29 protein-coding genes and 1 pseudogene are annotated in these 26907 nt (G+C 37.7%); 9 read left to right on the forward strand and 21 right to left on the reverse strand.

From position 1 onward, the window contains the following. A partial coding sequence (locus tag AACV33_RS15985; RefSeq protein WP_182700382.1) for a peptidase U32 family protein occupies positions 1-526 on the reverse strand: 526 nt, incomplete at its 3' end. 182 nt (positions 527-708) lie between these two features. Here AACV33_RS15985 and AACV33_RS15990 point away from each other — a divergent pair. Further along, positions 709-1383, forward strand: coding sequence for a glutathione S-transferase (locus AACV33_RS15990; protein WP_182700383.1), 675 nt, complete (start codon positions 709-711; stop codon positions 1381-1383). A gap of 657 nt (positions 1384-2040) precedes the next feature. Continuing rightward, the gene (locus AACV33_RS15995) at positions 2041-2241 is read left to right on the forward strand and encodes a hypothetical protein (RefSeq protein WP_182700384.1); all 201 of its coding nucleotides are present in this window, start codon (positions 2041-2043) and stop codon (positions 2239-2241) included. A gap of 91 nt (positions 2242-2332) precedes the next feature. Here the strand turns inward: AACV33_RS15995 and AACV33_RS16000 are convergent, their stop codons facing one another. The 7 genes from AACV33_RS16000 to AACV33_RS16030 form a co-directional block, all read right to left on the reverse strand. Continuing rightward, entirely contained in the window at positions 2333-2809 is a 477-nt protein-coding gene (locus AACV33_RS16000) for a GNAT family N-acetyltransferase (RefSeq protein ID WP_065610310.1), read from the reverse strand. Positions 2810-2922: 113 nt separating this feature from the next. Continuing rightward, the gene (locus tag AACV33_RS16005) at positions 2923-3258 is read right to left on the reverse strand and encodes a GNAT family N-acetyltransferase (RefSeq protein WP_255458613.1); all 336 of its coding nucleotides are present in this window, start codon (positions 3256-3258) and stop codon (positions 2923-2925) included. A gap of 143 nt (positions 3259-3401) precedes the next feature. Continuing rightward, positions 3402-3620, reverse strand: coding sequence for a DUF6500 family protein (locus AACV33_RS16010; RefSeq protein WP_017022716.1), 219 nt, complete (start codon positions 3618-3620; stop codon positions 3402-3404). 27 nt (positions 3621-3647) lie between these two features. Next, positions 3648-4478, reverse strand: coding sequence for a sulfurtransferase (locus tag AACV33_RS16015; protein ID WP_182700385.1), 831 nt, complete (start codon positions 4476-4478; stop codon positions 3648-3650). A 23-nt stretch (positions 4479-4501) separates the two neighbouring features. Beyond that, complete coding sequence (locus tag AACV33_RS16020; protein ID WP_182700386.1) at positions 4502-5290, reverse strand: SDR family oxidoreductase; 789 nt, start codon at positions 5288-5290, stop codon at positions 4502-4504. 8 nt (positions 5291-5298) lie between these two features. Next, positions 5299-5718 carry a GNAT family N-acetyltransferase gene (locus tag AACV33_RS16025; protein ID WP_012550105.1) on the reverse strand — a complete coding sequence of 140 codons (420 nt, stop codon included), beginning with the start codon at positions 5716-5718 and terminating at the stop codon, positions 5299-5301. A gap of 40 nt (positions 5719-5758) precedes the next feature. Next, the gene (locus AACV33_RS16030; protein WP_012550104.1) at positions 5759-6205 is read right to left on the reverse strand and encodes a GNAT family N-acetyltransferase; all 447 of its coding nucleotides are present in this window, start codon (positions 6203-6205) and stop codon (positions 5759-5761) included. A 181-nt stretch (positions 6206-6386) separates the two neighbouring features. Here AACV33_RS16030 and AACV33_RS16035 point away from each other — a divergent pair, with 181 nt between their 5' ends. Continuing rightward, positions 6387-8054: a chitinase gene (locus AACV33_RS16035; protein ID WP_182700387.1), complete on the forward strand. Its 1668-nt coding sequence runs from the start codon at positions 6387-6389 to the stop codon at positions 8052-8054. Between the two features lie 71 nt (positions 8055-8125). Here AACV33_RS16035 and AACV33_RS16040 read toward each other — a convergent pair whose 3' ends face one another. The 7 genes and pseudogenes from AACV33_RS16040 to AACV33_RS16070 all read right to left on the reverse strand — a co-directional run bounded on the left by AACV33_RS16040 (position 8126) and on the right by AACV33_RS16070 (position 13883). Beyond that, positions 8126-8614, reverse strand: coding sequence for a hypothetical protein (locus AACV33_RS16040; protein ID WP_012550103.1), 489 nt, complete (start codon positions 8612-8614; stop codon positions 8126-8128). A 50-nt stretch (positions 8615-8664) separates the two neighbouring features. Next, complete coding sequence (locus tag AACV33_RS16045) at positions 8665-9060, reverse strand: copper resistance protein (protein WP_182700388.1); 396 nt, start codon at positions 9058-9060, stop codon at positions 8665-8667. A 105-nt stretch (positions 9061-9165) separates the two neighbouring features. Next, positions 9166-9624: a hypothetical protein gene (locus AACV33_RS16050; RefSeq protein WP_182700389.1), complete on the reverse strand. Its 459-nt coding sequence runs from the start codon at positions 9622-9624 to the stop codon at positions 9166-9168. A gap of 201 nt (positions 9625-9825) precedes the next feature. Further along, complete coding sequence (locus tag AACV33_RS16055; protein WP_017022723.1) at positions 9826-11385, reverse strand: BCCT family transporter; 1560 nt, start codon at positions 11383-11385, stop codon at positions 9826-9828. A 381-nt stretch (positions 11386-11766) separates the two neighbouring features. Next, positions 11767-12345 (reverse strand): DedA family protein, encoded by a 579-nt coding sequence (locus tag AACV33_RS16060; RefSeq protein ID WP_065610299.1) that lies wholly within the window; start codon positions 12343-12345, stop codon positions 11767-11769. 22 nt (positions 12346-12367) lie between these two features. Continuing rightward, positions 12368-13099, reverse strand: a pseudogene (locus tag AACV33_RS16065) (glycosyltransferase family 2 protein). A gap of 352 nt (positions 13100-13451) precedes the next feature. After that, entirely contained in the window at positions 13452-13883 is a 432-nt protein-coding gene (locus tag AACV33_RS16070) for a PACE efflux transporter (protein WP_065610964.1), read from the reverse strand. A 217-nt stretch (positions 13884-14100) separates the two neighbouring features. Here AACV33_RS16070 and AACV33_RS16075 point away from each other — a divergent pair, with 217 nt between their 5' ends. After that, positions 14101-14283 (forward strand): hypothetical protein, encoded by a 183-nt coding sequence (locus tag AACV33_RS16075; RefSeq protein ID WP_012550096.1) that lies wholly within the window; start codon positions 14101-14103, stop codon positions 14281-14283. Positions 14284-14371: 88 nt separating this feature from the next. On the opposite strand, the gene AACV33_RS16080 is transcribed toward AACV33_RS16075, so the two are convergent. Genes AACV33_RS16080 through AACV33_RS16090 form a run of 3 tightly spaced genes read right to left on the reverse strand, consistent with a single transcriptional unit; the run spans position 14372 to position 18269 of the window. Next, complete coding sequence (locus AACV33_RS16080; protein ID WP_065610295.1) at positions 14372-14773, reverse strand: VOC family protein; 402 nt, start codon at positions 14771-14773, stop codon at positions 14372-14374. Positions 14774-14799: 26 nt separating this feature from the next. Further along, positions 14800-16827 (reverse strand): sensor histidine kinase, encoded by a 2028-nt coding sequence (locus tag AACV33_RS16085; RefSeq protein ID WP_017022729.1) that lies wholly within the window; start codon positions 16825-16827, stop codon positions 14800-14802. Next, positions 16824-18269, reverse strand: a complete 1446-nt coding sequence (locus tag AACV33_RS16090; protein ID WP_065610293.1) for a sigma-54-dependent transcriptional regulator — start codon at positions 18267-18269, stop codon at positions 16824-16826. Before AACV33_RS16090 ends, AACV33_RS16085 begins: the two co-directional genes overlap by 4 nt. A 282-nt stretch (positions 18270-18551) precedes the next feature. Between AACV33_RS16090 and AACV33_RS16095 the strand changes: the two genes are divergently transcribed. From AACV33_RS16095 to AACV33_RS16115, 5 genes are read left to right on the forward strand one after another with little or no spacing between them, the layout of a single operon-like run. Then, positions 18552-19373: a substrate-binding domain-containing protein gene (locus AACV33_RS16095; protein WP_012550093.1), complete on the forward strand. Its 822-nt coding sequence runs from the start codon at positions 18552-18554 to the stop codon at positions 19371-19373. A gap of 3 nt (positions 19374-19376) precedes the next feature. Further along, the gene (locus AACV33_RS16100; RefSeq protein ID WP_017022731.1) at positions 19377-20075 is read left to right on the forward strand and encodes an ABC transporter permease; all 699 of its coding nucleotides are present in this window, start codon (positions 19377-19379) and stop codon (positions 20073-20075) included. 10 nt (positions 20076-20085) lie between these two features. Further along, positions 20086-20793 (forward strand): energy-coupling factor ABC transporter ATP-binding protein, encoded by a 708-nt coding sequence (locus tag AACV33_RS16105; RefSeq protein WP_017022732.1) that lies wholly within the window; start codon positions 20086-20088, stop codon positions 20791-20793. Further along, the gene (gene mobA, locus AACV33_RS16110) at positions 20771-21355 is read left to right on the forward strand and encodes a molybdenum cofactor guanylyltransferase MobA (RefSeq protein WP_065610291.1); all 585 of its coding nucleotides are present in this window, start codon (positions 20771-20773) and stop codon (positions 21353-21355) included. The genes AACV33_RS16105 and mobA overlap by 23 nt, the downstream gene beginning before the upstream one ends. Then, entirely contained in the window at positions 21352-23133 is a 1782-nt protein-coding gene (locus AACV33_RS16115) for a bifunctional molybdopterin-guanine dinucleotide biosynthesis adaptor protein MobB/molybdopterin molybdotransferase MoeA (RefSeq protein ID WP_065610289.1), read from the forward strand. The genes mobA and AACV33_RS16115 overlap by 4 nt, the downstream gene beginning before the upstream one ends. A 516-nt stretch (positions 23134-23649) precedes the next feature. On the opposite strand, the gene AACV33_RS16120 is transcribed toward AACV33_RS16115, so the two are convergent. From AACV33_RS16120 to AACV33_RS16130, 3 genes are all read right to left on the reverse strand, one after another. Then, positions 23650-23880 (reverse strand): DinI-like family protein, encoded by a 231-nt coding sequence (locus AACV33_RS16120; RefSeq protein ID WP_023603339.1) that lies wholly within the window; start codon positions 23878-23880, stop codon positions 23650-23652. 198 nt (positions 23881-24078) lie between these two features. Next, positions 24079-24882: a hypothetical protein gene (locus AACV33_RS16125; protein WP_065610962.1), complete on the reverse strand. Its 804-nt coding sequence runs from the start codon at positions 24880-24882 to the stop codon at positions 24079-24081. Between the two features lie 3 nt (positions 24883-24885). After that, positions 24886-26421 carry an FAD-dependent oxidoreductase gene (locus AACV33_RS16130; RefSeq protein WP_244886248.1) on the reverse strand — a complete coding sequence of 512 codons (1536 nt, stop codon included), beginning with the start codon at positions 26419-26421 and terminating at the stop codon, positions 24886-24888. Positions 26422-26907 lie beyond the last annotated feature (486 nt).

The raw sequence follows: 26907 nt of genomic DNA on the forward strand, positions 1-26907 counted from the left end.
AAGCAATACACAACGAACCATGCACAAACACTTCCGTTAGGATATCGTGTTCATGGGCAACGGCTGTCATTTCTTTGATTTCGTCGATATTCAGTTCACGGGATAAGTTCACACGTGATGCACCGACTTTTGAAAGGAAGTGAATTTGACCTTCATTGTGCGTCGTTAACTGAGTAGAAGCGTGAACATCTAATGTTGGGAAGTATTTTTTAACTAAGTTAAACACACCCAAATCTTGAACGATGATGCCATCAATCGTTGTGTTCACTAATTGATTAAGTAGCTTCGCTAATGATTTAATTTCATGTTCAAGAATAACAACGTTTAATGTCAGGAAGACTTCACAACCGTATTCATGAGCAAGTCGTAACACGCCATTTAGTTCATCAAATGAAAGATTGGATGCTCGGTTACGGGCGTTGAACATATCTAGACCACAGTAAACAGCATTTGCTCCTGCAACGATGGCCGCTTTAATCGCTTCAACATCACCACCTGGTGCCAATAATTCAAGTTTTCTACTCATTATGAAATTGCTCGCTTCGGTTTTTATGTAATAATTTTTTTGAGGGGGCATTCTACTCGCCCCACGCTTTCATTACCACTCACTTAGGCTTTTATTGATCTAGATCATGACTTTTTCTTCGTGAATATCTTCGTTCTATTCGATAATATACCCATAAGGCTTTCTATTTTAGGCATTTAATCATGACATCACCCATTCTTTACTCATTACGACAATGTCCTTACGCTATGCGTGCTCGCCTTGGGATAATACACGCACATCAAATTGTCTTGCTTCGTGACGTCGATATGAATAATAAACCCGAAGAAATGCTGTCTATTTCACCTAAGGGGACAGTGCCAGTATTGCTGCTAGAAAATGGCTCTGTCATTGATGAAAGCATTGATGTGATGGTATGGGCTCTCAACCAATCAGATCCTAATAATCTATTGTATTCACACGATAAAGCTCTATTGCCTGTGATGCTTGAGTTAATAAACCGCAGTGACACTGAATTTGTGGATGCCTTACAGAAGTACCGAGCCGCGTCTCGTTACCATGATGATAATGAAACAAAGTGCCGTAATATGTGTTGCGGCTGGCTAATGGAAATTGAACAACGTTTATCTCAGCATGCTTACATTATGGGAGAAAAACCAAGTTTAGTTGATTACTCTATTTTGCCATTTATTCGCCAATTTTCACGAGTAGATAAAAAATGGTACGCTCAGGCGCCTTTGCCTTATTTACGTGCGTGGTTAGTAAACCATTATAATGACCCCCTATTTTCTAAAGTAATGATGACCTACCCAAAATGGAAAAATAATGATGACTCCATTTTATTTGGTGATGTCCACTCTCGTAAAAAACAACGTTAATAACCTACATTCCGCTTTACCATAAAAAACTAAAGGTGCGTTATTCGCTAAAATTCCAATACTGACAGTGCCTTTTTTTATAAAAAATTAAAAACACTTACAAAAATAGAATAACTTTAATATAAGCCTAGCGCTAACATTAAGTAAAGACTAGCTGTAAATAATATCAGGTATTAAATAAATAAAAAATAGTATTTAATTAACCTAAATAAAACACATAGATTAACAGCGTTCCTAATATAATTAATAACTAATTTAATAGAACACTTTACACTCTATTTTATCTAACACTTAAACTAACTCTAGTCATAAAAAATGGAACTCTATGAGAAAGACAGTTATCGTAATTGCAATGTTATTTACATCTACTTCATTTTCAAGCAACCAAAACAATGGCTCTGGAGACATCGTCATACACCAATGTTACTTAAACCCTGTAAGCTGTTTTCCAGGATAAATAGAACCATTAACCGTATTTTTCATTCATTACCATGAAGTGATCACGTAAAAATGGTCACCAATTAAATCGACATATTAACGACATAAATAAAGATACAGATTATTATATTTGATGAATAAAATACTCATTCACAATAATTATAACTAGATAGTTGCACTTAACATTATTTAATAATCAGAAGTATAGAGGAATAAATAATGACAATGAAATGGGATCACAGAAAAGTGAGTATCGACGCCTTTAAACACGCTTTAAAAACGCATGGTCATATCTCTTTACTTACCTTAGCTATTTGGAGCGATACGTTATCGAAACAGAAAGGAGCGAATATAAAAGTAAAAAAAGTGTATTCTCTATTAGAGAACACTCCTATTCATGAAAAAGAAAAAGAACTATGACGTATTACTTAGTATATCGATTACTACAATAACAAATAAACCTCCTATGTATAGGGGAATAATACGTTACACTGAAATAGAATAACCAGTACTATATATAGCTGTCCGTTCCTAAATACCCATTAAAACAAAGCGAACGTTCCATATCGAAAAAGTGTTCATTCTCACCCGTGATCTGGTAGCCAAGTGCTGAATAAAAATCGACCACCTTTTGGTTACATTTAAACGCAGACAAGCTGACTTTAGTGACCCTGTCACTGTAGTATCGTTGGTAATATTTCATCACCGCAGACCCTACCCCTTTATTTTGATATTTTTCAAAAATAAGTAACAAATGAAAATGCACACTGGTTTGTTCTTGTTTAACACAAATAAATCCAAGTCTCTCTCCATTAAACATGATCCATTCAAACCATTCTTTTCGATACGAATCAGCAAAGTGCTGAGTTTGGAAAACCTCATCCCAACCAAAAGTATCTTCAATCGCAGAATAGAAGTATTTCTTATAAATAGAGAACAAAGAAGGATACTCACAAGCAGTGACTTTTTGAAAAGTAATTCTATCCATTGAATGCCCTATCTTGTCTGATTGTTTAAAGAAACCACCAACTACTGTTTAGTTTAAATATACTTCAATTGTAGACCATAACATGGCGATTCTTTGAGAATACAAGCGAATAGTTATTTAGTAATACTCTTTTCAAATTTAATTTTACTGTTTTGTGTTGAACCTTCATCCTCATAACCCGAAATATGATATCCACTCGAAATTAATAATTGCAGCATAGCCGGATAACGGTTCATCGATTTCACACTGACTTTGTGATAACCCAGAGCTTTCACCCATGATTCTTGTGTGCACCGAAGTTGAGTCGCAATTCCTATCTTCCGATAGCGAGGAATGACACCACCTAACCAACTGTAAAATTCGACACTCGACAGTTGATATCCCATTTTATAAGCCACTGGCTCATGATTATCAAAGGCAATAAGAATAAGATATTCAAGACCATTCAATCGCTGAGTGATCTTTGCTTTATTATTCCGAGCATCGAACTCTGGAATTTATCGATCCACAATGATCACATCATCTATTGTGCCCTGACGTATTTCGATGTTCATTTCATTCTCTCTGTTCAATTATACGTAAATCTTTCCTTTTATTCTTTATTTTCAACCATCGTTTTAATTTTGATGGCTTTTTCAAAATGATCCAGTTTATGCGTTGATATCCACCACGTTGCCGCTTCCATTAATAGTTCGGGATCATCATTCTTATTGGCAAAAAAAGCATAAAAAGACAATCCAACATTATCCCCTTTCTGCTCTATTTTCTTATTACACACAGCAATAATTTTATTTCTCAAACCGTCTTGCATTCCTATTCCTTCTAATTACTCTGTATTTTACTCAATAGGTAACGCGTGATTGCTTCCCCAATCAGCCCATGAACCGTCATACAACACCACATCGTTATAACCAACAGAAACCGCTGCTAGCATTAAAATACACGCAGTAATACCAGAACCACAACTAAAGAAAGATTGAGTTTCTAACGTAGGAATTCGTTCTTGAAAAATAGTACGCAATACTTCTTTATCTTGATAAGTGAAACCATCTAACAAGATAGAAAACGGGAGGTTTACCGAGCTAGGAATGTGCCCACTACGAACGCCTTCACGAGGCTCTGGCGCTTTGCCTAAAAATCGCATTTCTGCTCGTGCATCAACAATCGCAGCATTAGTATTAATGACATTGAGAACACTGGCTGAGTCACACGCAAGTTGATCATGCAGTTTCGCAACCGCATTACCCGTCGTTTGATTTATTGAATATTCAAACGCAATGTCTCGACCTTCTTCTATCCATTGTGGTAATCCTCCATCAAGGACATACACATTATCAAACCCCATCACTTTAAATGTCCACCACGCTCTTGGGGATGAATAAATACCTTGGTTATCATAAATAATAACTGTACTGTCCGTATTAATACCCAGAGCTTGCACTGCTTGTGTAAATTGACTTTCAGTCGGTAATGCATGAGTTTGAGAAGACGTAGGATCGCAAAAATCCGCTTCTACATCTAATTTTATGGCATTTGGTAGACACGAAAATACATCATAAGCCAAAGGCACTTTACCGACCACATTGGCCATGTACGCATCAACAATAACAATGTTTTCATCATTGATATGAGTAGCTAACCAATCTGTTGTAACTAAAGGATTGTTCATTATATTGTCCTTAATTAATGATTTTATTCGTCATAAGTAATTTGCATTACATCAGGGTAAATAAATTCATACCCCAGTGCTTCTTTAATCTTCTGATTGCTAATAAGTTTAAAGGTTTGGTTTTCTGATTCAATAAATGTTGGGGCGTCTACGCCAATGCGCTGCGTCATTTCAGTATAAAATTCACGCTTTGTCGGATGCGTATCTGCACAAGCATTAAACGTTTTACCCCATTGGTTTTGTTTTATGATCTGTTCAATCAAACCAATGCAATCATCTTGATGAATCATATTCACTGCCGCATCTGGGTTACTCACCGAACGCCCACTTTTTTGAAAGAATCGACCTGGATTACGAGAATACCCCACTAATCCACTGAATCGAACTACGGTTGTAGCGAAAAAAACAGATTGAGTAAATAGCGTTTCAATTTGATATAAAGTAGAAGAGTCTTGCGCCGCTTCGGATTCTGTAACCACATCGTTAGTGTCTTTATATACCGATGTGGAACTAACAAAGATTACCCGCTTAACGAATGATTTTTCCAATGCTGAGATTAACGACATGAACCCGTCTGTATTTTTTGACGGTATCGCTATAATCAATATCTCTGATCCCAAAAACTCATCCCATTGTTGATCTGTTGTTGCATCATCAATATTCAAAATAAACGGAGTCACAGAGAATTCGTTTAAGCTATGTGCTTTTTCTTCACTTCTGACAGAGCCTTTAACACTAAAGCCGCACTCGACTAACTGTTTTGCTAATGGCAACCCTAACCAACCACAACCTAAAATACTAATTGATGTCATAATTATCCTTAATAAAGCTTCAATTGACTTTCATCAGATAAGACCCACGCACTATTGTGTGCTTCGAAACCAATTTTTGGGTAATACCCTTCAGCTTGTGGCGCTGAAAGTAATATTAATTTGCACTCAGGAGAGACCTCTTCCTTCGTCACCAGAATGAGATATTTCCCAACCCCCATTGATTGCACACTTTCATCAACAGCTAAATCAGAAAGATAACAACAAAAATTAAAATCCGTGACAGAACGAGCAACGCCAATCAATTCGCCATCGCCCCACGCGGTGACAATCAAATTAGAGTTATCTAACATCGCTTGTATTCTTGCTACATCGTCAATTGGTCTTCGAGCACCAAGAGTCGTTTTCTTCAATAATTCAATAAACTGCTCAGCACTCATTGGTTCATTTACTTTATAATCGATTTCCATGAATATCTCTTCTTAATTACCCTATTGTTACGACACCAAATTATTGTGATATATCCATAGCAAGTACAAAACGATGCTCACCCTCATCAAAATAATCTTGTTCTTCATTCAATAAATAAAAGCCATACGATTGATATAAAGCGTACGCGGATTGATTCTTAGGACATACGGTTAATAATAATCGTTGATACCCTTTTGCATTTTTAATCGCCGTTTCTAATAGCTTTTTACCTAAACCACCCCCTTGTGCTTGTTTTGATACCGCCAAAGACAACACCCAAGCGTCTCCGACGGTACTGCTTGAAGGCACTTGAAGCAGATAACCAACAACGTCGTCATTCTTTCTTGCTACAAGTAATCCATTAGACCAACAATCAAAAGCTTGTCGAATAAAAAAAGAAGGGTATCCATGCGAGCCAAAAGCCTCTGTTTCTATCTCATGAATTCGTTTTATATCTTCTTTTCTTGCTTCTGTGATGCTTGTCATTAATTCCTTTTCCTACTTCATATTATTTAAAAATAATCACGTTAACCAATAATCTATACTCTTTGAGCCCACTCGCATAGTTAAAACTGATTCAGTCGTTGTGATAACTCAATAGAATAAAAACGCCTATAGTTATTCCAGTCAAGTTTCATTTTATTAAATATCGCAAGGAGCGTTAATCATGTTTAAACTTGCCCTTTTACCGACACTGCTCGCCTGCAGTTTTGCGGCAAACAGTATTACAATGACACCACAAACAGACCCACTGAATCCGACAGGCTATGTTGTATCAAAAGCAGAAATCAAAGCAGCTGAAGATGCAAAAACACTGGATCCAATGTACGATGTTTGGGCTAAAGCATTAGAAACCAGACCAAATACAGTTGTCGACCTCATCGACGTTGGTTCTGCAACAAACCCTGAAAACGTAAAGCGTGTCGAGCGTGTATTTCCTGCTTCTGAGTGGTTTTTCTTAACCCAAATGGCGGCACCAGAATACACTTATACTCGCTTCTTGCGTGCAATTGGTAAATTCCCCGCATTTTGTGGAGAATATACCGATGGACGAGACTCTGATGCCATTTGTAAAAAATCCATTGTTACCGCTTTTGCGCATTTCTCTCAAGAAACAGGCGGACACATCGCTGTTGACAATATATCGGACAACCCACTCGCTCTTGAAGAATGGCAGCAAGCATTAGTGCATGTTCGTGAAATGGGTTGGTCAGAAGGTCAAGAAGGGTATACAACAGGCTGTGGTCAGAATGATTGGCAAAACAAACGTTGGCCTTGTGCTGCTGGACAAGGGTATTTTGGCCGTGGCGCAAAACAACTGTCTTACCACTTTAACTACGGTGCATTTTCTGAAGTAATGTACGACGGTGACGCCACCGTGTTATTGGATAATCCAGGAATTGTTGCTGATTCATGGTTAAACTTGGCTTCTGCTATCTGGTTCTTCCTTACCCCTCAAGCACCAAAACCTGCCATGCTGCATGTCATTGACCGTACTTGGAGCCCTTCTCAACGCGAGACTGACGCCGGTATTGGTTATGGTTTTGGTACTACGATTAATGTCATTAATGGCGGTATCGAATGTGGCGAGCAAAACAAAGACAAAGGACAACCAGTTAACCGTATTCGCTATTGGGAGGGATTAGCAAAGCACTATCAAATCCCTGTAGAAGCAGATGAAACAAATACCTGCTGGCAACAAACGCCTTACGGCAGTTTAAATCTTAATGGCGCAACAGATGTGCTTTATACTAACTGGGATGGCAATTGGAAATACTATCCAGATCGTCCAGAAGGTGCATCTTTTGAATGTGATCTTGTGGGTTTCCAGACCGCATATTCAGCACTCGTTCCAGGGGATTATGAAAAATGTGTCACTAACTTCTATGAGTCGCATGCGAACTGGCCAGTTACCCGTGTAGTCGAAACGCTACCAACAGATCCTACTGACCCTGGCACACCAGGTGATCCAAATAATACGTGGGATACAAACGCAGTATATAACACTGGTGACCAAGTGGTTGTAGATGGCGTGACCTATCAAGCACAATGGTGGAATCAAGGTGATAACCCAGCAACAAGTACGACAGGTGTTTGGTTAGCAGTTAATGCAGCAGTAACACCACCTGCAGAGCCAACCCCTCCAGCACCAATAGATCCAACACCAATGCCACCAACGGAACCAACAGATCCTAATTCAACATGGACTGCCGTTGGCACTTACAACACAGGCGATCAAGTCACGGTTAACGGTGTGATATATCAAGCTCAGTGGTGGACTCAAGGTAATAACCCTGAAACCTCTGGTGATTGGGGAGTTTGGAAGAAAGTATAATCGCTCTCTGATTCGTACATAATTGACGTATAAAAAAGCCCTTCAATATATCTGAAGGGCTTTACTTTATCTTACGCTATCGCTAAATCCATCGATTTAGCTTGTGTTTCTACATACCAAAATGCCAATAACGAAACCGCCCAAAATTGAAACAGATATTGAACATCAGAAGCCCCTGCTAATGTTTGCGATACCGCCATAGACGAAGTCACAAACAAAGAAGACAACAACCCTGCTTTTAGCAATGTTTTAGGTTTGTTTGGCAAAATTTCTAGTTTTAGAAATGATGCGATCAACAAAATCACAGGAACAATTTGTAAAATAACCAACACAGGAAATAAATAATCAAACATTGGAACAAATAACGCGTCAGTTAATGGTTTTTTTGCCCATGTTCCTGCGATGTATTCTTTCCAACCTTCCCAACTGTCACCATGACTAGTTCCAAACAAAATTCCATAAAACTTATCTACCACACCATTCGAGAACCAAAATGGCGCAAATAACATATAAAATGGCAGATATTTAATCACTTCGATCGCTTTTTCTAATTTTTTCATCGTAATTTCCTAAGTAAAATAAAAGTAGTTAATTCATTTTTACTTAGTGGTTATTCCAGAAAAACACAAAACCTAAGATGCCGCCGTCGAATTTTTTGCACTTGCCGTTCTATTGGTTCGACAAATATGAGAGAGGTATATAAAAGAGGAATAACAAGTAATGTGATGCCAAGTAGCAACCACACACACAAAATAAGATCGTGTATGCTGTTATCAAATGACAGTAAATGCTCAACTAAATCGCATTTTTCAGCAATGGTTTGAGATCCATTATCGATAGTAGAGTCCAGTTGGTGAACTCTGGCTTGTGCTTCAATAAGGTGCTCTTGACAGCTTGACGTTACACCAATAAGTTGACTAAAACAGATAAATACACTTAAAAGAACAAAGCATAATAATAGCTTTGCCCTACTGTTTTTCTGTCTATCCGATATCAGTGCCGTCATCAAAATCCATGGTATAAAACGTAATAGTTATTATTACAGGATCAATGAAGAATCACTATGATATACATCATTTTTTCATCTTTCAAAAAACATTCGCTTAGCTCATCAATGAGATTGCGATAATCCATACGGCACTCTTGTTTGTGCTAACTTCAAATAGGAGTGGATCTCGTCATTTTTATATTCTATTGCGGAATGAATATGTACGTTAGCGTTCCCCACAATCACAAAATCGTATTGATTCTCACCTTTAAAGATCGAAACATACACTAAGCCTTCCTTTAATTGCCAATGCCCTACCGTTTTCAACCTTTCAAATAAAGTGAATTCGGTTAAGCTGCCACTCTCTTTAAAAATCACTTCCGTAATGTAACCAGCAGTACATGATTTTATCCAATGCGATTCGTCGATCTCTTCAATCGTAAAGTCTCGCTTTTCTGCAAGCCATTTTTCATAATCTTGCTCATGGGTATGATTTAAAGACACTGACTCACGATCCACAATGGGAGCTCCCTGCCTTTCTCTGAGAAACAACTGTTGAAAAATAGCGTCTTTATTTGGCATTGTTTATCTCCTTTAAAGCTCGACATTAAAAATATGATCTTAGCTCTAAGATCCTCAAGTCCTAAATTCATCATAGCGTAATTATATAAATAAAAACCACGCTCATGATCGGCATAAAAAGAAACACCTAATAATCAACAGACAATAAAAAAGGCTTACCGCAGATTCTGCGATAAGCCTTTTATTCATTTTATTTTAATCTTACGCAGTCGCTGTTTTTTGGCCAACGGCTTGAGATTGGTTCTTTTCTTGCTCGGCTGCTTTCATTCTGAGTACAGCGATAGGCGCTGAAATAAAAGTAAAGCCAAGTAATACTGATACTGGTACCGCGGTAATCACGATGAATGATTGAAGTGCATTCAAACCACCATCACCCGCAATCAATAATACTCCAGCAACCACACCCATCATAATTGCCCAGAACAAACGCTGAGATCGAGATGGTTCATCTGTCCCCTCGACTGCCATAGCAATAGAATATGCCATTGAATCACCGGTTGTAGCAACAAACGTTGTCGTCAGTACTAAGAACGCGGGAATCAATAACCAGCTTAATGGCAATTGTTCTAATGACGCTAATAATACGGCCGGTAATCCCGCTTCTTGTAATGGTATAGAAATACTGCCCGGAGTTTGTAACTCAAGGAAAATACCGGTACCACCTAAAGCAGAGAACCAGAAATTCGTCGCGATTGGAGCGATGATTGCCACCGTAATAACAAGCTCTCGAATGCTGCGACCTTTAGAGATACGAGCAATAAAGATAGCCATCATTGGAGCAAAACCAATAAACCAACCCCAGAAGAACCATGTCCACCATGAATTCCATGCTGGATCCGCAGTGCTCAAGCTCATTTCAGGAAGATGTTGAATATAGTTACCAAAAGCAATACCAAACTCGGTAAAGATAAAGCTTGTTGGTCCTAGAACTAAAATCGCAACCAATAACGTCACAGCACCAATTACATTCATTCGGCTTAACCACTGTAAACCTTTGTCCATGCCAGAGAAGGCAGAGATTGAATAAATAGCAACAATCACAGATAAAATACCGATTTGGCTCATCAGAGAGCTTTCAAGGCCTGTGAGCACAGTAATACTGTAACTAAGTTGAGTAGCTAAGAATCCAATCGGACCAATCGTACCTGCAGCAACCGCAATAATTGAACAAGCATCGATCAACGAACCTAACCAATGATTTTCAAGTTTAGTACCTAGAATCGGGTATAACAACGCACGAGGTCGTAGTTTAATGCCACAGTTATAATGTGCGTACATGAGTATAATTGTACTTAAGGTACCTAATACCGCCCATGCTAAGAAACCCCAATGTAAAAAGCTTTGGCTTAACGCAGGAGTAACAGCAGCAAGAGTGCCGCCAGTGACATCAGAGAAACTTGGAGAAGGTGTAATGAAGTGGAAGATTGGCTCTGCAGCTGACCAGAAAACACCGCCGCCTGCAAGCAAAGTACACATTATCATGGCGACCCATTTAAAGGTGCCGAAGGTTGGTTTTTCCTCACCGCCCATCTTAATTTTGCCATAACTGCTCATCGCTATGATAAGGGCTAAAACAAAAGTGATTATCATCAACCACTGCCACCACAAGCCAAACATTGTCGATGCCGACATGAACATGGTTTGAATAGTTGCAGTAAATGTTGATAGATCAACAAGCGCAGCAAGAAGAAATAAAAGGATAAATCCTATTGTAAGTGTTGGAACAAGTTTGTCGCTAGTTTCATTACTATTTTTAGACATGGGTATCCCACTTGATTCGTGAGGGATCGGACTCTAGCAGCTTGAATTCATGAAAACCAGTGCAAACTTTTTAAAAAAGACCCAAAAACAGCATAAAAATTATGATATCAATCACAGTAAAAAATATTTTTGTATTTAAATTAAGTAGTTATGAGTTTCAGGTCTCATCTTTAAAATAAGTGCAATTAATTTACATTTTTTTCCAAAAAAACATCATAACGATTAAATTTCAACCAACTACAAATTCTATCTACGTCAATGAATAAACCGAACTTAACGTCAAAAAAAGCGTATTTATTGAGCACTTCGTTAAAGAATTTGCTTATTTTTAGCCATTATTTCCAGAATATCTTTACTGATTGTGAAATGAAAATTACCTCCCTATTTTTTCCATCTTAATTTTTTCGTCATCAATAAAAAAACACCAAAAATAAAAACAGCCGTAATAGAATAACGATATTCTATGATGAGAATCTTACTTTCGATTAACCATGGGAATTTATCTAAACCATAAGACAGGGCGTAACCCAAAAAAATAAACTGCCCTACCCCTAAACATAATCCGATACTTGAAAAGAGAGAAAAACGACGCCATTGAATCTGATTTACACCAGCGACAAAAGGGACAAACCATGCAATTGGCCCTAACAGTCGAGCAAACATCAACACAACATTACCTCTTGTCTGTAAAAGAAATCGACAACGAGCCAATAAACGACGAGTTGTAGGTTTCCATTTAATCAGTGAGTGTTGAGCCTTACGACCATAACGTTTTCCAATAAAATAACTTAATTGGTCTCCAAGCAAACCACCTAATAACACCGCGATTACCCCACCAATCATCCCTTGATGAAATTGGTAACCTGCTGCGATTAAAAAAGGTTCACCAGGAACAAATATATTTGGCCCAATGAGTGCATCTAACAATGCACCCATAAATAATGCGACTGAACCGGACATACAATACCTTTATCGATTCACACTATTTTTGTTCTGAATAATGACCAAACTTATATTCCATTTCGTTATTACGCATTTCACCAAAGAAAAAGCGGCGAACATTCGCTTTAAGATACGTAAACCCAATCTTAAATAAGCCTTCTTGATCTAATCGACGAGGGTCAAATTGAAAGGTCATTGGTAAGAATCGAAATCGCCATGTTTGACTGGCACGTTTTACGTAATCACAATCTTCGCATAACGTGATTTTTTCATCAAACCCTTGAAGATCACGATGAGCGCGTTGTGTTGAAAAAAGACAAGCACCGACAGCTGTCGGGAAAATAAATTGAGTGACAAATAAACCAACATTAAACAGCCCATAACCTAGCTTATGTACTGTTGGTAACCCTTTTGAGCCCATGTATATTCCTGCTACCTCGAGCTTTTTTTCATCGAGTAAAGATAACTATTTACTTAAAAAATCGGGCGATAAACATACATCAGCATCTAAAAATAAAATTCGTTCATATTTAGCCAATGCCGCTCCCGTATTACGGCCAAGACTGACACCGGTCGTGTCCATTTTATGAACCGTTAATTTAGGAAGGTCATCTTGAAAAGTAAGGGCGGTCTCACACGTTGAGTCGTCACTGTTTGAATCAACCACAATAACTTCGAATTTTTGGTGCGTTTGCTTAGTGAGATCACTCAATAAACGACCAATTTTTTTCTCTTCATTTAATGTGATGATGATAATACTTACTGAGCTCATAATCTTTCTCCATTTAATATTCAAACGTTATGAATTAACTTGGAGTAAGAATACAAAACCATCTCTTAATAAATAATGAGCAAGTTATTCATATTCAGTTAAGAAAGAAAAATAAAGAAATAACAGCAAGTTAGACAATGCTGTCATTTCTTCATCTGAACCGTTCTATTTTGTCATTGACTCATATTCACTCAATGCCACTTTGTACTTTATAAAAAACCAATCCGAATAAACCAACAAAGAGTAAAATGGTTATAATAAATTTCCACCAAAAATGTTTCATACTAATTCCCTTATTGTTCTATTAATCGTTATTTTTAAACGAGGTATCACATAGAAAAGAACAAATTCACTACGATTTAGATATTACCTTCTCCGCATTCACGGGAAAAATAGTGTCATAAATAAAATTATAAATATAGGCATAAAATAGATAGAAAATCACCATTCCAATATCGAGCACAAAAGCATCCCATATTGTTAGGTTTAAAAACCACGCCATAAACGGAATGGTTAAGAAAAGAAGTCCGCCCTCAAAACCTAAGCTATGAACGATTCGTACCCATGCCGTTTTTACTGCTGATCCCGTTTTCTTTACAAGGTAATTATCAAAGCCAATGTTGTAAACATAATTCCAACCTGTTGCTATTATGGAGAAAATTATGCCCATCACTCCAACATGCCCCATATTGAAACCAAGCTGACTGAGTACGCCAACAATAATAATTAGGCCAATAATCTCGAATAAAATAGCATGGCGAATACGGTCAAATCTTGTTCTCATTATGTATATCCAGAAGTAATCAAAAAAATCTATAACCTCAATTCTATACATAAAAACAGTTATAAAAAGTTAGTATCCATCTAAATTTCAGATACATCAGTGAAATCCATCATCTCATTTTATAAACCTAATATTACGTTTTTAGCTGTAGCACATATTTATCGCAAGGATTACTGTTAGTAACACGTTTGGTAATTGTTAACTCAAGGAGAAAGAAATGAAAGTTATCGTTCAATATACTGAAACTGGAATATATAAAGATCATGCTTGGGAAGCATCAAGCCTACGTATTAAAGGTCAGCTTCATGCAGTAACACCGTCTTATGCCGCTCAACTTATCGAACAAAGAAAAGCTCAACTACATACCGATCAAAATGACAGCATTGTTATTGTTAATTAGTACAATAAAGACATTGGCTTACTGATTCTTCACTGAATCAATAAGCCACGGTCTTTTCAAAACCAAGCATAAAGACAAATAATATCGATTATTTTAGCTCTAATAAATCCCATTTTGTGCCATAAAGATCTTGAAAAACAACAACGGTACCATAGACTTCTTTACGTGGTTCTTCATTAAATACGACGCCTTTTTTCTTCATCTCTTCGTAATCACGCCAAAAGTCATTCGTGTGTAAGAATAAGAATACACGACCACCTGTTTGGTTACCGACCGATTTCTGTTGCTCTTCATTACTCGCTTGCGCTAATAATAAATTCGTTCCATTGCCATTAGGCGGGCTAATTAATACCCAACGTTTTCCATCGCCTAGATCAGTGTCTTCAATTAATTCAAAATTTAATTTATGGGTATAAAATTCAATCGCATCATCGTAGTTTTCAACAACGAGTGCAACACTGCCTATTTTTTGTTGGATTGGTTTTTTCATTATTCTCTCTTTTAAACATAGTATGGTTAACCGATCAAATTATCATATGGATAATGTTCTGATTTGGTTGGTAGATAAATCGTAAATACAGTCCCTTCACCAAGTTGAGATCGTACTTTAATCTCCCCTCCCGTTTGGCTTAATAAACTTTGAGAAACAGATAATCCAAGCCCAGTGCCATCACGCTTAGTCGTATAAAAAGGATCGAAAATTCGTCCCAATTGTTCATGGCTCATACCAGTACCAAAATCTTCAACTTCAATTATCGCCCCCAAGTTTATCTCTTCTTCTTGCCACGTTCTGCTTCGGATAATGAGTTTACCTTTTGCGTTCATTGCATGAATACCGTTCATCTGTAAGTTGACTAATACTTGCAATAAGTGATGTCGGTTTACTTCAACTCTTGGGGGTTGTTCAAAATCAAATTCAACGTCGATATCCCGCTTATGTGCACCAGTTCGTACTAAAGTGACGCTTTCTTCAATAATAGGATTAATGTATTGCCAAGTAACCTCATCTTGAATCCCTCCCTGACGGCTATATTGAAGTAGACTTCGAGTAATATTACGAATGCGATCAATTTGTTCCATGATGGCATCTAACTCTTCCGATATAACGCTTGCATTATCACCGAGCTCATACTTGATCAGCTCTGCATTTCCTAATATCACAGCCGTTGGGTTATTAATCTCATGGGCAATGCCCGCGGTTAACTCCCCTAATGAGGCCAGTTTTTCACTCATGATCAATTTATCTTGAGCTTGCTTTAATAGCTTGATGTATTGCTCAAGCTCAATGGTTTTTTCATGCAAACTGGCGGTTCTTGATTCAACCTTTGATTCAAGCTCTTTTGATGCTCGCTGAATTTGGCTGTTTCGTAATTGCAATTGATCGAGCATATTATCAAATTGCTGCGCCAAACTGGCCAATTCATGCCCATTATCAAGACCAAGATCGCCTATTCGGTCATTCTTTCCAAGTTGAACGGATTTTACTACATAGTGAATTCTTTCAATTGGTTGGAAAAGATCTCTCGCCCCACGATGAACAAAAATAGTCGATAATAAGAGTGTGATAAGAATCGTGATGCCCGCTTGCAACAGGTTATAGATGTATTGTTTTAATAATGGCCATTCTAGATACCCGGTATACAGCATCCCAACAACATCCCCATTAAGATCAGTGATGGGTTTGTATGCCGAAATATACCAATCATTATAGACGTACGCTCTATTGACCCAACGTTCACCGTTTTCAATGACTTGATGTTTTACCTCTGGTGAGACTTCAGTACCAATCGCGCGTTCTTGTCCTGATATATCATCCGTAAACACATTCGTACTGATCCTCAAATCATCTAAAAATAAGGTCACCGTACCAACTTGCTCTGTGGCTCCCTTACCTTCTGGATAAATAAGATCTCTAATTCTATCAACCAAGGATGTGCTGTTATTCAGGATAATCCCACTGTCTATTATCCACTCTAAGCTGCCATGCTCATTGAAAATAGGGATCAGTGTTCGACTGATCAGCCCTCTCGTTTCAATAATGTTGTTATCTTTGTTTCTAATACTGACACGCTTAGGCAGATCTTCATCAATTTCAACTAAAGCGGTCTCATCCATCACTTGGAAAAACGTTCGAGATCGACCAAGGTACATTTGCCTTGCTAATGTCTCAGGTAACTTTTTTGCGTAATTGGCAGGATGTAATGAAATAAAGTCAGCATGATATTTAGCTGCCTGATTACTTGACCAGCGCTGTATATAATCTTGTCCATTTTTCAATTTAATTTGAAAGGCATAAGAATCAACAAAACCACCTAACTCTGCACTTTGTTCTCTCTGCAAAAGTTCAATACTGTTATTCGCAACAGAGAGTTTACTGCCTATATCATTTAAGGCATTCTGCCATGTGTAATGAATTGACCAAAAGGCCGTAATGATAATAAGAGCAAGCATTGTCAAAAATAACGGCACAGAGTTAAGCCACAATAAACGATAGCGCACCATGGTTTTTATACGACGCTTCCAAAGTGATGGCGATAACATCATGCGCTCTCTTCACTCCATTCTTTAAACTTACGCTCTAACGTTTTACGAGCAACCCCGAGTTGCCTTGCCGCCGCTGACTTATTCCCTTCATGCATATCTACAACCGTAATAATGTGTGTTTTTTCTACTTCTTTTAATGTCCATTGTTCAGGATAGTTATCTAACAATGGCATGCACTTACACTCATTTTGACTGTTCGGTTCCATGTTATTCGGTTGTGATACCGTAGATTGATTAGCTAAAGCCATATTTTGATGTAAAGGTTTATCACCTTGTAATCCTGACCAATGTTCTACCGGTGGTTTACCTAATAAAATACAACGTTCAATCATATTTTTAAGCTCGCGAATATTGCCTGGCCAATCATAATTTGCCATAGCGGCGATATCTTCATGCGCCCAATGAATCGGTTTCATTCCCATTTCTTTCGCTATCATTTGTGAGAAATGCTCTGTTAAACAAGCAAGATCCGATTTACGCTCTCGTAAAGCAGGCAAAGATACCGTCAACACATTTAAACGATAAAAAAGATCCTTTCTAAAATTCCCTTTCTCAACTTCTTCGATTAAATTACGATTTGTTGCTGCTACAATTCTTACATCAACAAGAATCTCTTTCTCTGAACCAACGGGTCGAATGGCTTTCTGTTCGAGTGCTCGTAATAACGAAGACTGCATTCCGATTGGCATTTCACCTATTTCATCAAGAAATAAAGTGCCTCCATTCGCCACACGAAACAACCCTTCTCGTCCTTTTTTTGCTCCAGTAAACGCCCCTGAAGTATGTCCAAACAACTCACTTTCTAAAAGATCGGGAGCAATGGCACCGCAGTTTAGCGGAACAAAAGGTCCTGTACGGTGACTCAATTGATGCAAACCACGAGCAACCAGTTCTTTACCAGTGCCTGATTCACCTTCAATTAATACGGCGGCGTTAGAAGGCGCAAGTTGGGCAATTAACTGTTTAAGCTGTAGGGTTTTATCCGCGTTGCCGATAATGTCGATTGGATTGTGTTTTTCAACTTCACGTTTTAACGCAAAGTTTGTACGTTCAACTAAGCGGCGATCCATACAACGCTTCACCGCTCGTAGCATATTCTCTAAATTAAAAGGCTTTAAAATAAAATCAGACGCCCCTAAACGAAGCGCTTGAATCGCGGTATCTAACTCGGCATAACCCGTCATAAAAATAACATCATAATGACGTGAATCACTCGCAATGCTCTCTTGCCATTCAAGCCCAGTTTGACCCGGTAGGTTAATATCTAAAATAATCAGATCAAGATGGTGAGATTGACGGATCTCTTCTGCTTCTTCAATTGTTCCTGCCGTGTGAACCTGACCAAATTGTTTGCTTAATGCTTTTCTAAGTATGGTTTGCATACCTATTTCATCATCAACAACAAGAACGGAGAATGCATGCCAATCTGATTTTGCTACCATAATATTTCCTAAGTGGGCTAAATTTCCCCGAGAAGTGGGTCAAAATGTCCTATTCATTCTAACGTTAAATTTGCATTTTGTATCCTTTCTATTGAGACATTTTGTCCTAGTCACATTTTTTGTAAGGTTTTTATGCAAGAATAAGTGCGAACCTGTTAATTATCATTAAGTTATCTATATAAGCATCAATATTAACGTTGGCATAGGGATTGCTTTATTGCCAATAAGTCTATTCACTCATTGCATTTGCAGTGATATTTAACTTCATAACATGGATATAACATGAACAATAAAATCAGCACGTTTTCAGCAATGGCCGTTGTAGCTCTGAGTTCTTTTACTGCAACAAATGTGTACGCAGAAGATGCAAACGTTATACGTCTTGCGACAACAACAAGTACTTACCATTCAGGGTTATTAGATTACATCTTGCCTGTATTTAAGAAAGATTCAGGCTATGAAGTTCAAGTACTGGCTGCTGGCACAGGCAAAGCATTGAAAATGGGCGAAAACGGTGACGTTGATTTGGTAATGACCCACGCACCAAAAGCCGAAGCTGATTTTGTTGAAAAAGGATATGGCATTGAACCAAAATCATTAATGTATAACGATTTTGTTTTAGTGGGCCCTAAAAACGATCCTGCGCATATCTATGGCATGAAAGACGTAACCGCTGCTTTTGCAAAAATGGCCGAAGCTGATGCGACGTTTGTTTCTCGCGGTGATGACTCAGGCACCAACAAAAAAGAAATTATTCTTTGGAACCAAGCCAATATCGAACCTAACTTCGGTGGTTATAAAGCCGTTGGTCAAGGCATGGGCCCAACATTAAACATGACTTCAGAATTACAAGCTTACACACTTACAGACCGTGGTACGTGGTTGGCTTACCAAAACAAACTTGATCTAGAAATCATGGTTGAAGGCGATAAGCGTCTATTTAACCCATACCAAGTTATTTTGATTAACCCTGAGCGTTACAACAACTTAAACACAAAAGGTGCACGAGCATTTAGTGATTGGTTAGTCAGCGATAAAGGCCAAGCGTTAATTAATAGTTTTGAACTAAGTGGACAGAAATTGTTTACTGCGGACGCTAAATAATCCATGACTATATTAGCCACCTCACACGAAGCGATTCAATTATTGTTTAGCGGTGATACAGCATTATGGAGCATTGTCGGTGTTTCTTTCTCTGTCTCATTGTTTGCGATGGCGGTTGTATTACTCCCCGCATTATTGTTGGCGTTTGCGCTTGCTTATGGGTCGTTTCCTGGACGGTGGCTACTGCTTTCTCTTATTAATACCTTACAATCTGTACCAACAGTCGTGATCGGTCTATTATTGTACATGGTGCTTTCTCGTGCGGGTCCTCTCGGGGATTGGCAACTGCTCTTTACCCAAGAAGCGATGATCATTGGTCAAATGTTTATTTGTTTTCCTATCATGGTTGCCATGATGCACGGTGCATTTCAACACAGTGATCGACGTGTATGGGAAACCGCGTTTACTCTCGGCGCTTCTCTTCCTCGCGCCTTTGGCAGCTTAATTTGGGAGACTCGATTCCCTATTCTTGCGGCTGTAATTGCTGGTTTCTCACGTATTATTACCGAAGTCGGCTGCTCTATGATGGTCGGTGGCAATATCTTCAACGCGACGCGTAATATTCCAACCGCAATCGCAATGGAAAGCCAAAAAGGGGCATTTGCTCAAGGGGTTGCTCTTGGTATGGTGTTATTGATTTTGGCTCTGGTTTTGAACTTTTTCCTTTCTTTCACTCGTGGTAAAGGGTACTTACGTACTTAGTAGGCATAGCATGACAATAAGAATTACTGCCGACAATCTATCAATGCGATTTAATGACCGTGTGCTTTTTCACATTCCTCATTTATCGTTAGGTCCTAAAGATTCGGTCTATTTACGTGGTGCCAATGGCGTTGGTAAAACGACTCTACTTAAGATCTTATCCGGTTTACAAACTGCGACGACGGGAAAACTTAATCTTAACCAACCACATTGGACCGCACGACTATTTGGCCGCTCAGGTAATAATCAAATCGTTTATTTGCATCAAAATCCCTTTCTATTTGATGGGACGGTGTACGACAATGTGATTTATGGCATGAAATACACAACCATGAATCGACTAGAAAAACGTCACATGGTGATTAATGCGTTACGCATGGTTGGGCTAGAAACGTTAGCGGACGAACACATTTCAGTATTGTCTGGTGGTGAAAAGCAACGGGTTGCGATGGCACGAGCTTGGGTGCTTACCCCCTCTATTTTATTAATGGATGAGCCAAGTGCCAGTGTTGATCAAGAATCGATTAAATTATTAGTCATTATGGCAAAAGATCTGCTCGAACGAGGTTCTAGTATTGTTGTAACAAGCCATCAAACCAATGCGTTAACTGAAATTTGTCATCGCCAATGGACTATTTCAGACGCAAAGCTGATAGAATCGACCCCATTGAAAGTGATTGTTAGCAAGGATAATTATGCTCCAGCCAAAGCAAACTAATTGGGTAATTTTAGCCGGTGGACAAGCTCGCCGTATGGGTGGTCAAGATAAAGGGTTTGTCACCTTTCAAAATAAACCATTAATTGAACATGCTTTAGAGACTCTTCGTTCTCAAACCGATCACATCGCGATTAATGCAAACCGTAGTATCGACAACTACTCACGTTACGCCGTCACCTTTAAGGATGAATTTACCGATTATCCAGGCCCTCTTGCGGGTATGCACGCAGGATTAGTCAATATGGCCTCTGATTGGGTTGGTTTTATTCCTTGCGATTCTCCTAATCTACCCAATAATCTTGTTTCATTATTATGTAATGCCGTAAAAGATGACACAGACATTGTCGTCGCTCACGATGGCGAATACATGCAACCTGTCGTCACGTTAATGCACAAACGAATTATTCCTAAAATTGATGCCTTTTTAGCTCGTGGCGATCGAAAAATCATCCTACTCTATAAAGAGTGTAATACTGTTTTTGCTGATTTCTCAGATTACCCAAATGCCTTTATCAATTTGAATAGCCCTCAAGAACTTGAACAATTTGGAACTTTATTATGAGCTTAACGACTGCGTCTATCCCATTATTGGGTTTTGCTGCTTATAGCGGTACAGGTAAAACCACCTTATTAGAAAAGTTATTACCAAAACTGAATGAAATGGGACTAAAAGTCGCAGTCATCAAACATGCTCATCATAATTTTGATATTGACCAAGAAGGCAAAGACAGCTACCGATTGCGTAAAGCAGGTGCAAGCCAAATGCTGATCAGTTCTCGCTTTCGTCATGCCTTAATTACTGAAACACCTGATGAAGAAACAAGCTGTCAGCAACTCATAAATAAACTAGATCAAACCCAACTTGATTTGATCTTAATCGAAGGTTTTAAACAACTTCCATACACTAAGATTGAATTGCATCGTGATGATGTCGGTAAGCCATGGATTTTTCCTGAAGACAACAACATCATTGCGATCGCGGCAGACTCTAAAGCAGAGTCAGAACTCCCTCAAATGAACATCAATGATACTGATGCTATTACTGCATTCATTGTTGAATATGTGAAACAACATCAACATAAACAACAAAGTGACTTATCAGCAAATTGTGATGAATTATCACCTGCGTTTTTATCCGTTAGTCAAGGCAGAGCTAAGATTCTAAAGGCCATCAAACCATTAAAATCAAACGAAAACGTGTGTTTAACATCATCAATTAATGCATTAATTGCACAAGATATCCTGTCACCAATTAACGTACCACAACATAAAAATTCAGCGATGGATGGTTATGTTATTTGTGGTGATGATTTAGAACGTAATAGCTATACTGTCGTTGCCGAGATAATGGCAGGACACAGTTACAATCATCCTCTTCAACATGGTGAAGCGGCAAAAATAATGACCGGCGCACCCGTTCCACAAAATGGCAATGCGGTGATCATGCGCGAACAAGCAACCCAAGAAGGAAATCAAGTACGTTTTGATACTGGAAAGTCAGGTATTCGCAAAGGTCAAAACGTTCGTCTTGCCGGTGAAGATCTCGCTATCAACCAAGTTTGTGTCGCAAAAGGCACTCGCATTACCGCACCAGAAGTAGGTATGTTGGCCTCTCTTGGAATAGCCTCAGTTTCTGTTGTTACAAAAACTAAAGTCGCAATTTTCTCTACTGGTGATGAAGTTCAAGCGCCAGGAGAAGCTCAAAAAGCGAACTCTATTTATGATTCAAACCGTTTCACACTTACAGCCCTATTACAAAAACTAGGTTGTGAAGTGATTGATTTTGGTATTATTGAAGATAATGAAGCCGCTTTGGAGTCCACGCTTTCTCAAGCATCGCAGCAAGCGGATATGATTTTATCCTCAGGCGGTGTCTCTGTAGGAGATGCCGACTACATTAAAACCATTTTAGATAAGCTGGGTGACATTAATTTCTGGCGTATTAATATGCGTCCGGGGCGACCTCTTGCATTTGGTCACATTTGTGATACCCCTTTCTTTGGTTTACCGGGTAACCCTGTTGCCGTAATGGTCGCGTTCTTACAGTTTGTGGAACCTGCATTGCGTAAACTACAAGGTGAAGATAATTGGCAGCCAGAAACCTATACCGCCATTGCAAAAGAGTTCATTCGATCTCGCACAGGTCGTACAGAATACAGCCGTGGTGTTTATTCTATTAACCAAAATGGTCAAATGGAAGTAGTGACAACTGGCAAACAAGGTTCGGGGATTTTACGCTCTATGAGTGAAGCCAATTGCTTAATTGAAGTGCAGCCTGAAGTCGAATCTGTCAATATTGGTCAGAAAGTAACGGTTATACCTCTGCTCTCGCGAATCTAATTGATGCACTTAAAGCGCAGCTAAGTGCAAATTATCATTAGTACAACGTCAAACTGATAGCATATTTTTGTTAATGCCGAATAGTCCTATTCGGTTTTTACTTACACCTAATTTTGTGGTGATAATAAAGGCGTTACTTCAATTTTATATAAAATGTATAAAAGTCTGTGGTATTTAAGTTTATTCACCACTAAAAAAGAAATTCATAGAATGACATTTTAAGCATTGTTATGCCGTCACCAAAGGAGGGTTTAATATGAAAATTAAAAAACACCTAGTATAAATCCTATTTCAGACTCATTAGCTCACTCCTCATTGCAATGAGTCACAGCCTCATGCAACGTCTTCCCTTTTTTAATTCGAGCAATCAAAATAGACAATGGTATCTCAAAAGTTAGGCTGATTTTTTTCAATCCCCTAACATCCTTATAGACATACTCGGACCACTTTTTATTTTCTCCACCATACCTCAATGGCATTGCCGCAGAATTACTTCGTTTTTGATTAAAGAAAATATTAGGCATACAACCATTCCTCTGCCTCATTAAACATTTGTTCAACTATGATATTCGCTGCTTTTTTATCGTCTTTTGGTGCGTAAATCTCAAGGTGGTTATTCGCCCCTTTTCTAATTCTAATACGTGCATTAGGATAAGATTCCCACACACGGCGTTCCATTTCTTGTTGAATAAGCGTCAATCCATCTTTTGGAAGTTGAGCCGCTGTTATTATCATTTCAATACGCATAATTTTTTACTCGACACTGTATGAATATACAGTTAATTCTATTTGTTAAAATGAAAAAAGTAAAGACTATAAATTTCAAAAATGAGTCCCCCATAGATTATTTACCCTCCGACTAATTATCAGTCCCCTACACACATTTAACGGCCATTCATAGCTCGAAAAGTAAACTTTCTTAGATAAGAATTAAGAGTAAATCCTTTAATTTAAAGTAATAAGAATAAGATGAATAACTAAAATTAAGCATAGTAGTGAGCAGACCCTAGAAAATAAATTTGCGATATTAATGTTTAACATCATGACATTGATTCGTTGAGAGATAGCAAAATCTTCCCCTCCCCAACTTCGTGATTTTAAATCAAAGCATAAGCTCAAAAATAATAAATGACTGGCAGTTACGATACGAGCATGAAAGAAATCCTCAGCCATTAAAGCGACAGATAATGAAGCAATATGCACTAACAAAATAGTTAACTTAGGAAGTATATGGCGATATTCATTCAAAAGAACCTGAGCAAGCCAAGCAAAATAAATGCCTTTAAGTTGCCAAGGTACCGCTAAACCAAAGATTAACAACTTACCATCACCTAGAAGCTCAGTTTGATTACCGTTGATTATCCAAATAGTAATAGCAACAGACAGACACAATGAGCTTGGTAATGAAAGAAAGGCTTTCTTTTTAATTTGAACGGCAATAAAACCGCCCGCTTGAATGATAAAGAATACGACAAACAATGTATCTATCGCTCCCTTATAGATAAAGTCAGTCAGTGCCAATATGCAAATAAAATTAAAGCCAGACTCTAGTATTAATATACGTTTTATTTCTTGGTGGTTTTCAACCCTTTTAATAAGTGGTGAAAACAAAACCGGTAAAACTAAAGTAATTAGTACGGCCATCGTTATAGAAGAAAGAGCTAGTTGATAAAACCCCCTCGCATAAATAAAACACAACGATAAAAATAATCCACTGGTAAGTAGGTGTCTACGAGAAGTTTGATCCATCACTTACGACTCCGTCTTCTCTATGCATGCAGTAAGTCGTTCATTACATAGAATTGCAGTTTCAATAGTACGCTCTAGTGTCGCTGGTACACGCCAAGTTTGTTCTGTATCGACAATATATTCACCGGTGAAAAATAAATTATCAAATTCATCAGAACGAATGGCCATTTTATTTTTATACGTTGGATGAGCAAGAGAATGTTGAATAACCCAACAAGACATCATCCCATTTTCATCAAAAAACATATTACCTTTATGCCAATCAGCATAATCTAAATGCTCAGCATCAAGTAAAGACACTATTCTGGCCCCAGGTCCGATATGAAATGAAACAAATCCTGATCCATCAAGAAGTTGTGTATTACCCATTAACTGAGTCAACAGTTCAATTAAAGTTTCTGTTTTCGAACAAAGAAATAATGGTTTATCATAAACACAGCCATGGGCTGTATCCATATTTGTTGCCGTAATAGAAAGACAAACTAGTTGGTTTTTATTATTTTCACATTCTGGATAAGTGATGCAATAACTAAGACCCCAAGGCGAATCAAGAACAATGCCCACCGTTTTATCATTAAGAGCTTGAGGTAGCTTATCAAAATGCAGTTGAAAACCATGGCTAAACACACGGTGTAGATCTAAATTTTCACTACCTTGATTTGAAATCTTTTGTTGAATAATATGTGCAGGTATCGCCAATACAAAATAGTCGGCTTTTAGCTCTTGGCCATTAATGAGCCAAATACTCGCCTGATTAACAATATCTTTATGACCAATAATATGAGCAACGTCATTATTAAAATGGAATGTGACACCTGATGCCTTAAGGTACTCATACCATGGTTCAATCACACTTTGTGATATAGGGAGACTAAAACCCAAACTATAACCATCAGGAGAATCAGGATGTAATTGCCCTTCTTTATTTCTCAATAAATCAAGTACTGAAATAGCAGAGGTATCATCCGTTGCACCAATCCACGCAGTCAACATCGGTCGTAAAAAATTAGCTAATTTTGGCCTTTCCTTGTATTGAAAATATTCACTAATAGGTATGTGAGTATATGAATCATCTATTTTTGTTAATAACGCTTGTTTCTTGAACCAATAAATATCAATCAGTGGTACTTTTGAATAAATCATAGAATAAGCAGATTTTGCATCATCAACCAGCTTTTCAATAATTGAAAAATAACTACGCTGAAATTGCATCGTTTTATTTTTTGTTCCCCAATGAAATTGTACTTTTTTTTGAGAGTGTATGTAATCTAAGCATGTCCCCGTTTTTGTTGGGATCTCTTTAAGAAGAGATAATAAATTTTTATTTTTAGCAAATATTTGTCTGTGCGTAAGTTCATGTACTTTTCCATCAATAATATGCCCAATACACTTACCTCCAGCAAAAGATGCTTTTTCATAAACGGAAACTCGATAACCTTGTTTAATACATTGATGCGCAATAGTAAGACCAGATATACCAGCTCCAATAACGGTAATATGAGGCTGATACAGTGCTTTCTCTTTGTTAAAATTTATCATGTTTATTACTTCCAATAAAATAAGCCAGAAATGGCAGCTATAACAAATACGAATCATATAACTCAGACCAATAATTCTTGATTAAATTAAGATTTTATAAATGCAACTCATAGACTATATATCAAGTAATTTACAAAATATAGAATAACATACCAATTAATAGATTAATCAATAACCGTATTTATCTATAATTTAGTGGTAATTAACCTTATTATCCAACACTCAATTCTTTATTAACTAAACCATCAACAAAAAATACTCAGAACATAGGGTTAACGTTCAATTAAAGCAACTTATCATTATTAAATAAAACCACGTTAAGTTAAATCTTTATATTTTATATATATAACTAAAAACACACACAAATAGATTTAGTTTTCTATAAATCGACTCACTATAATCAATGATTACCTCCTATTTACATTACACTCTCTTTTTATTTCACTTAATACCAAACTTGAATTATCTTTATTCTATGAAGTAATT

The sequence above is a fragment of the Aliivibrio sp. SR45-2 genome (genome assembly GCF_963890165.1).
Classification (GTDB): domain Bacteria; phylum Pseudomonadota; class Gammaproteobacteria; order Enterobacterales; family Vibrionaceae; genus Aliivibrio; species Aliivibrio salmonicida.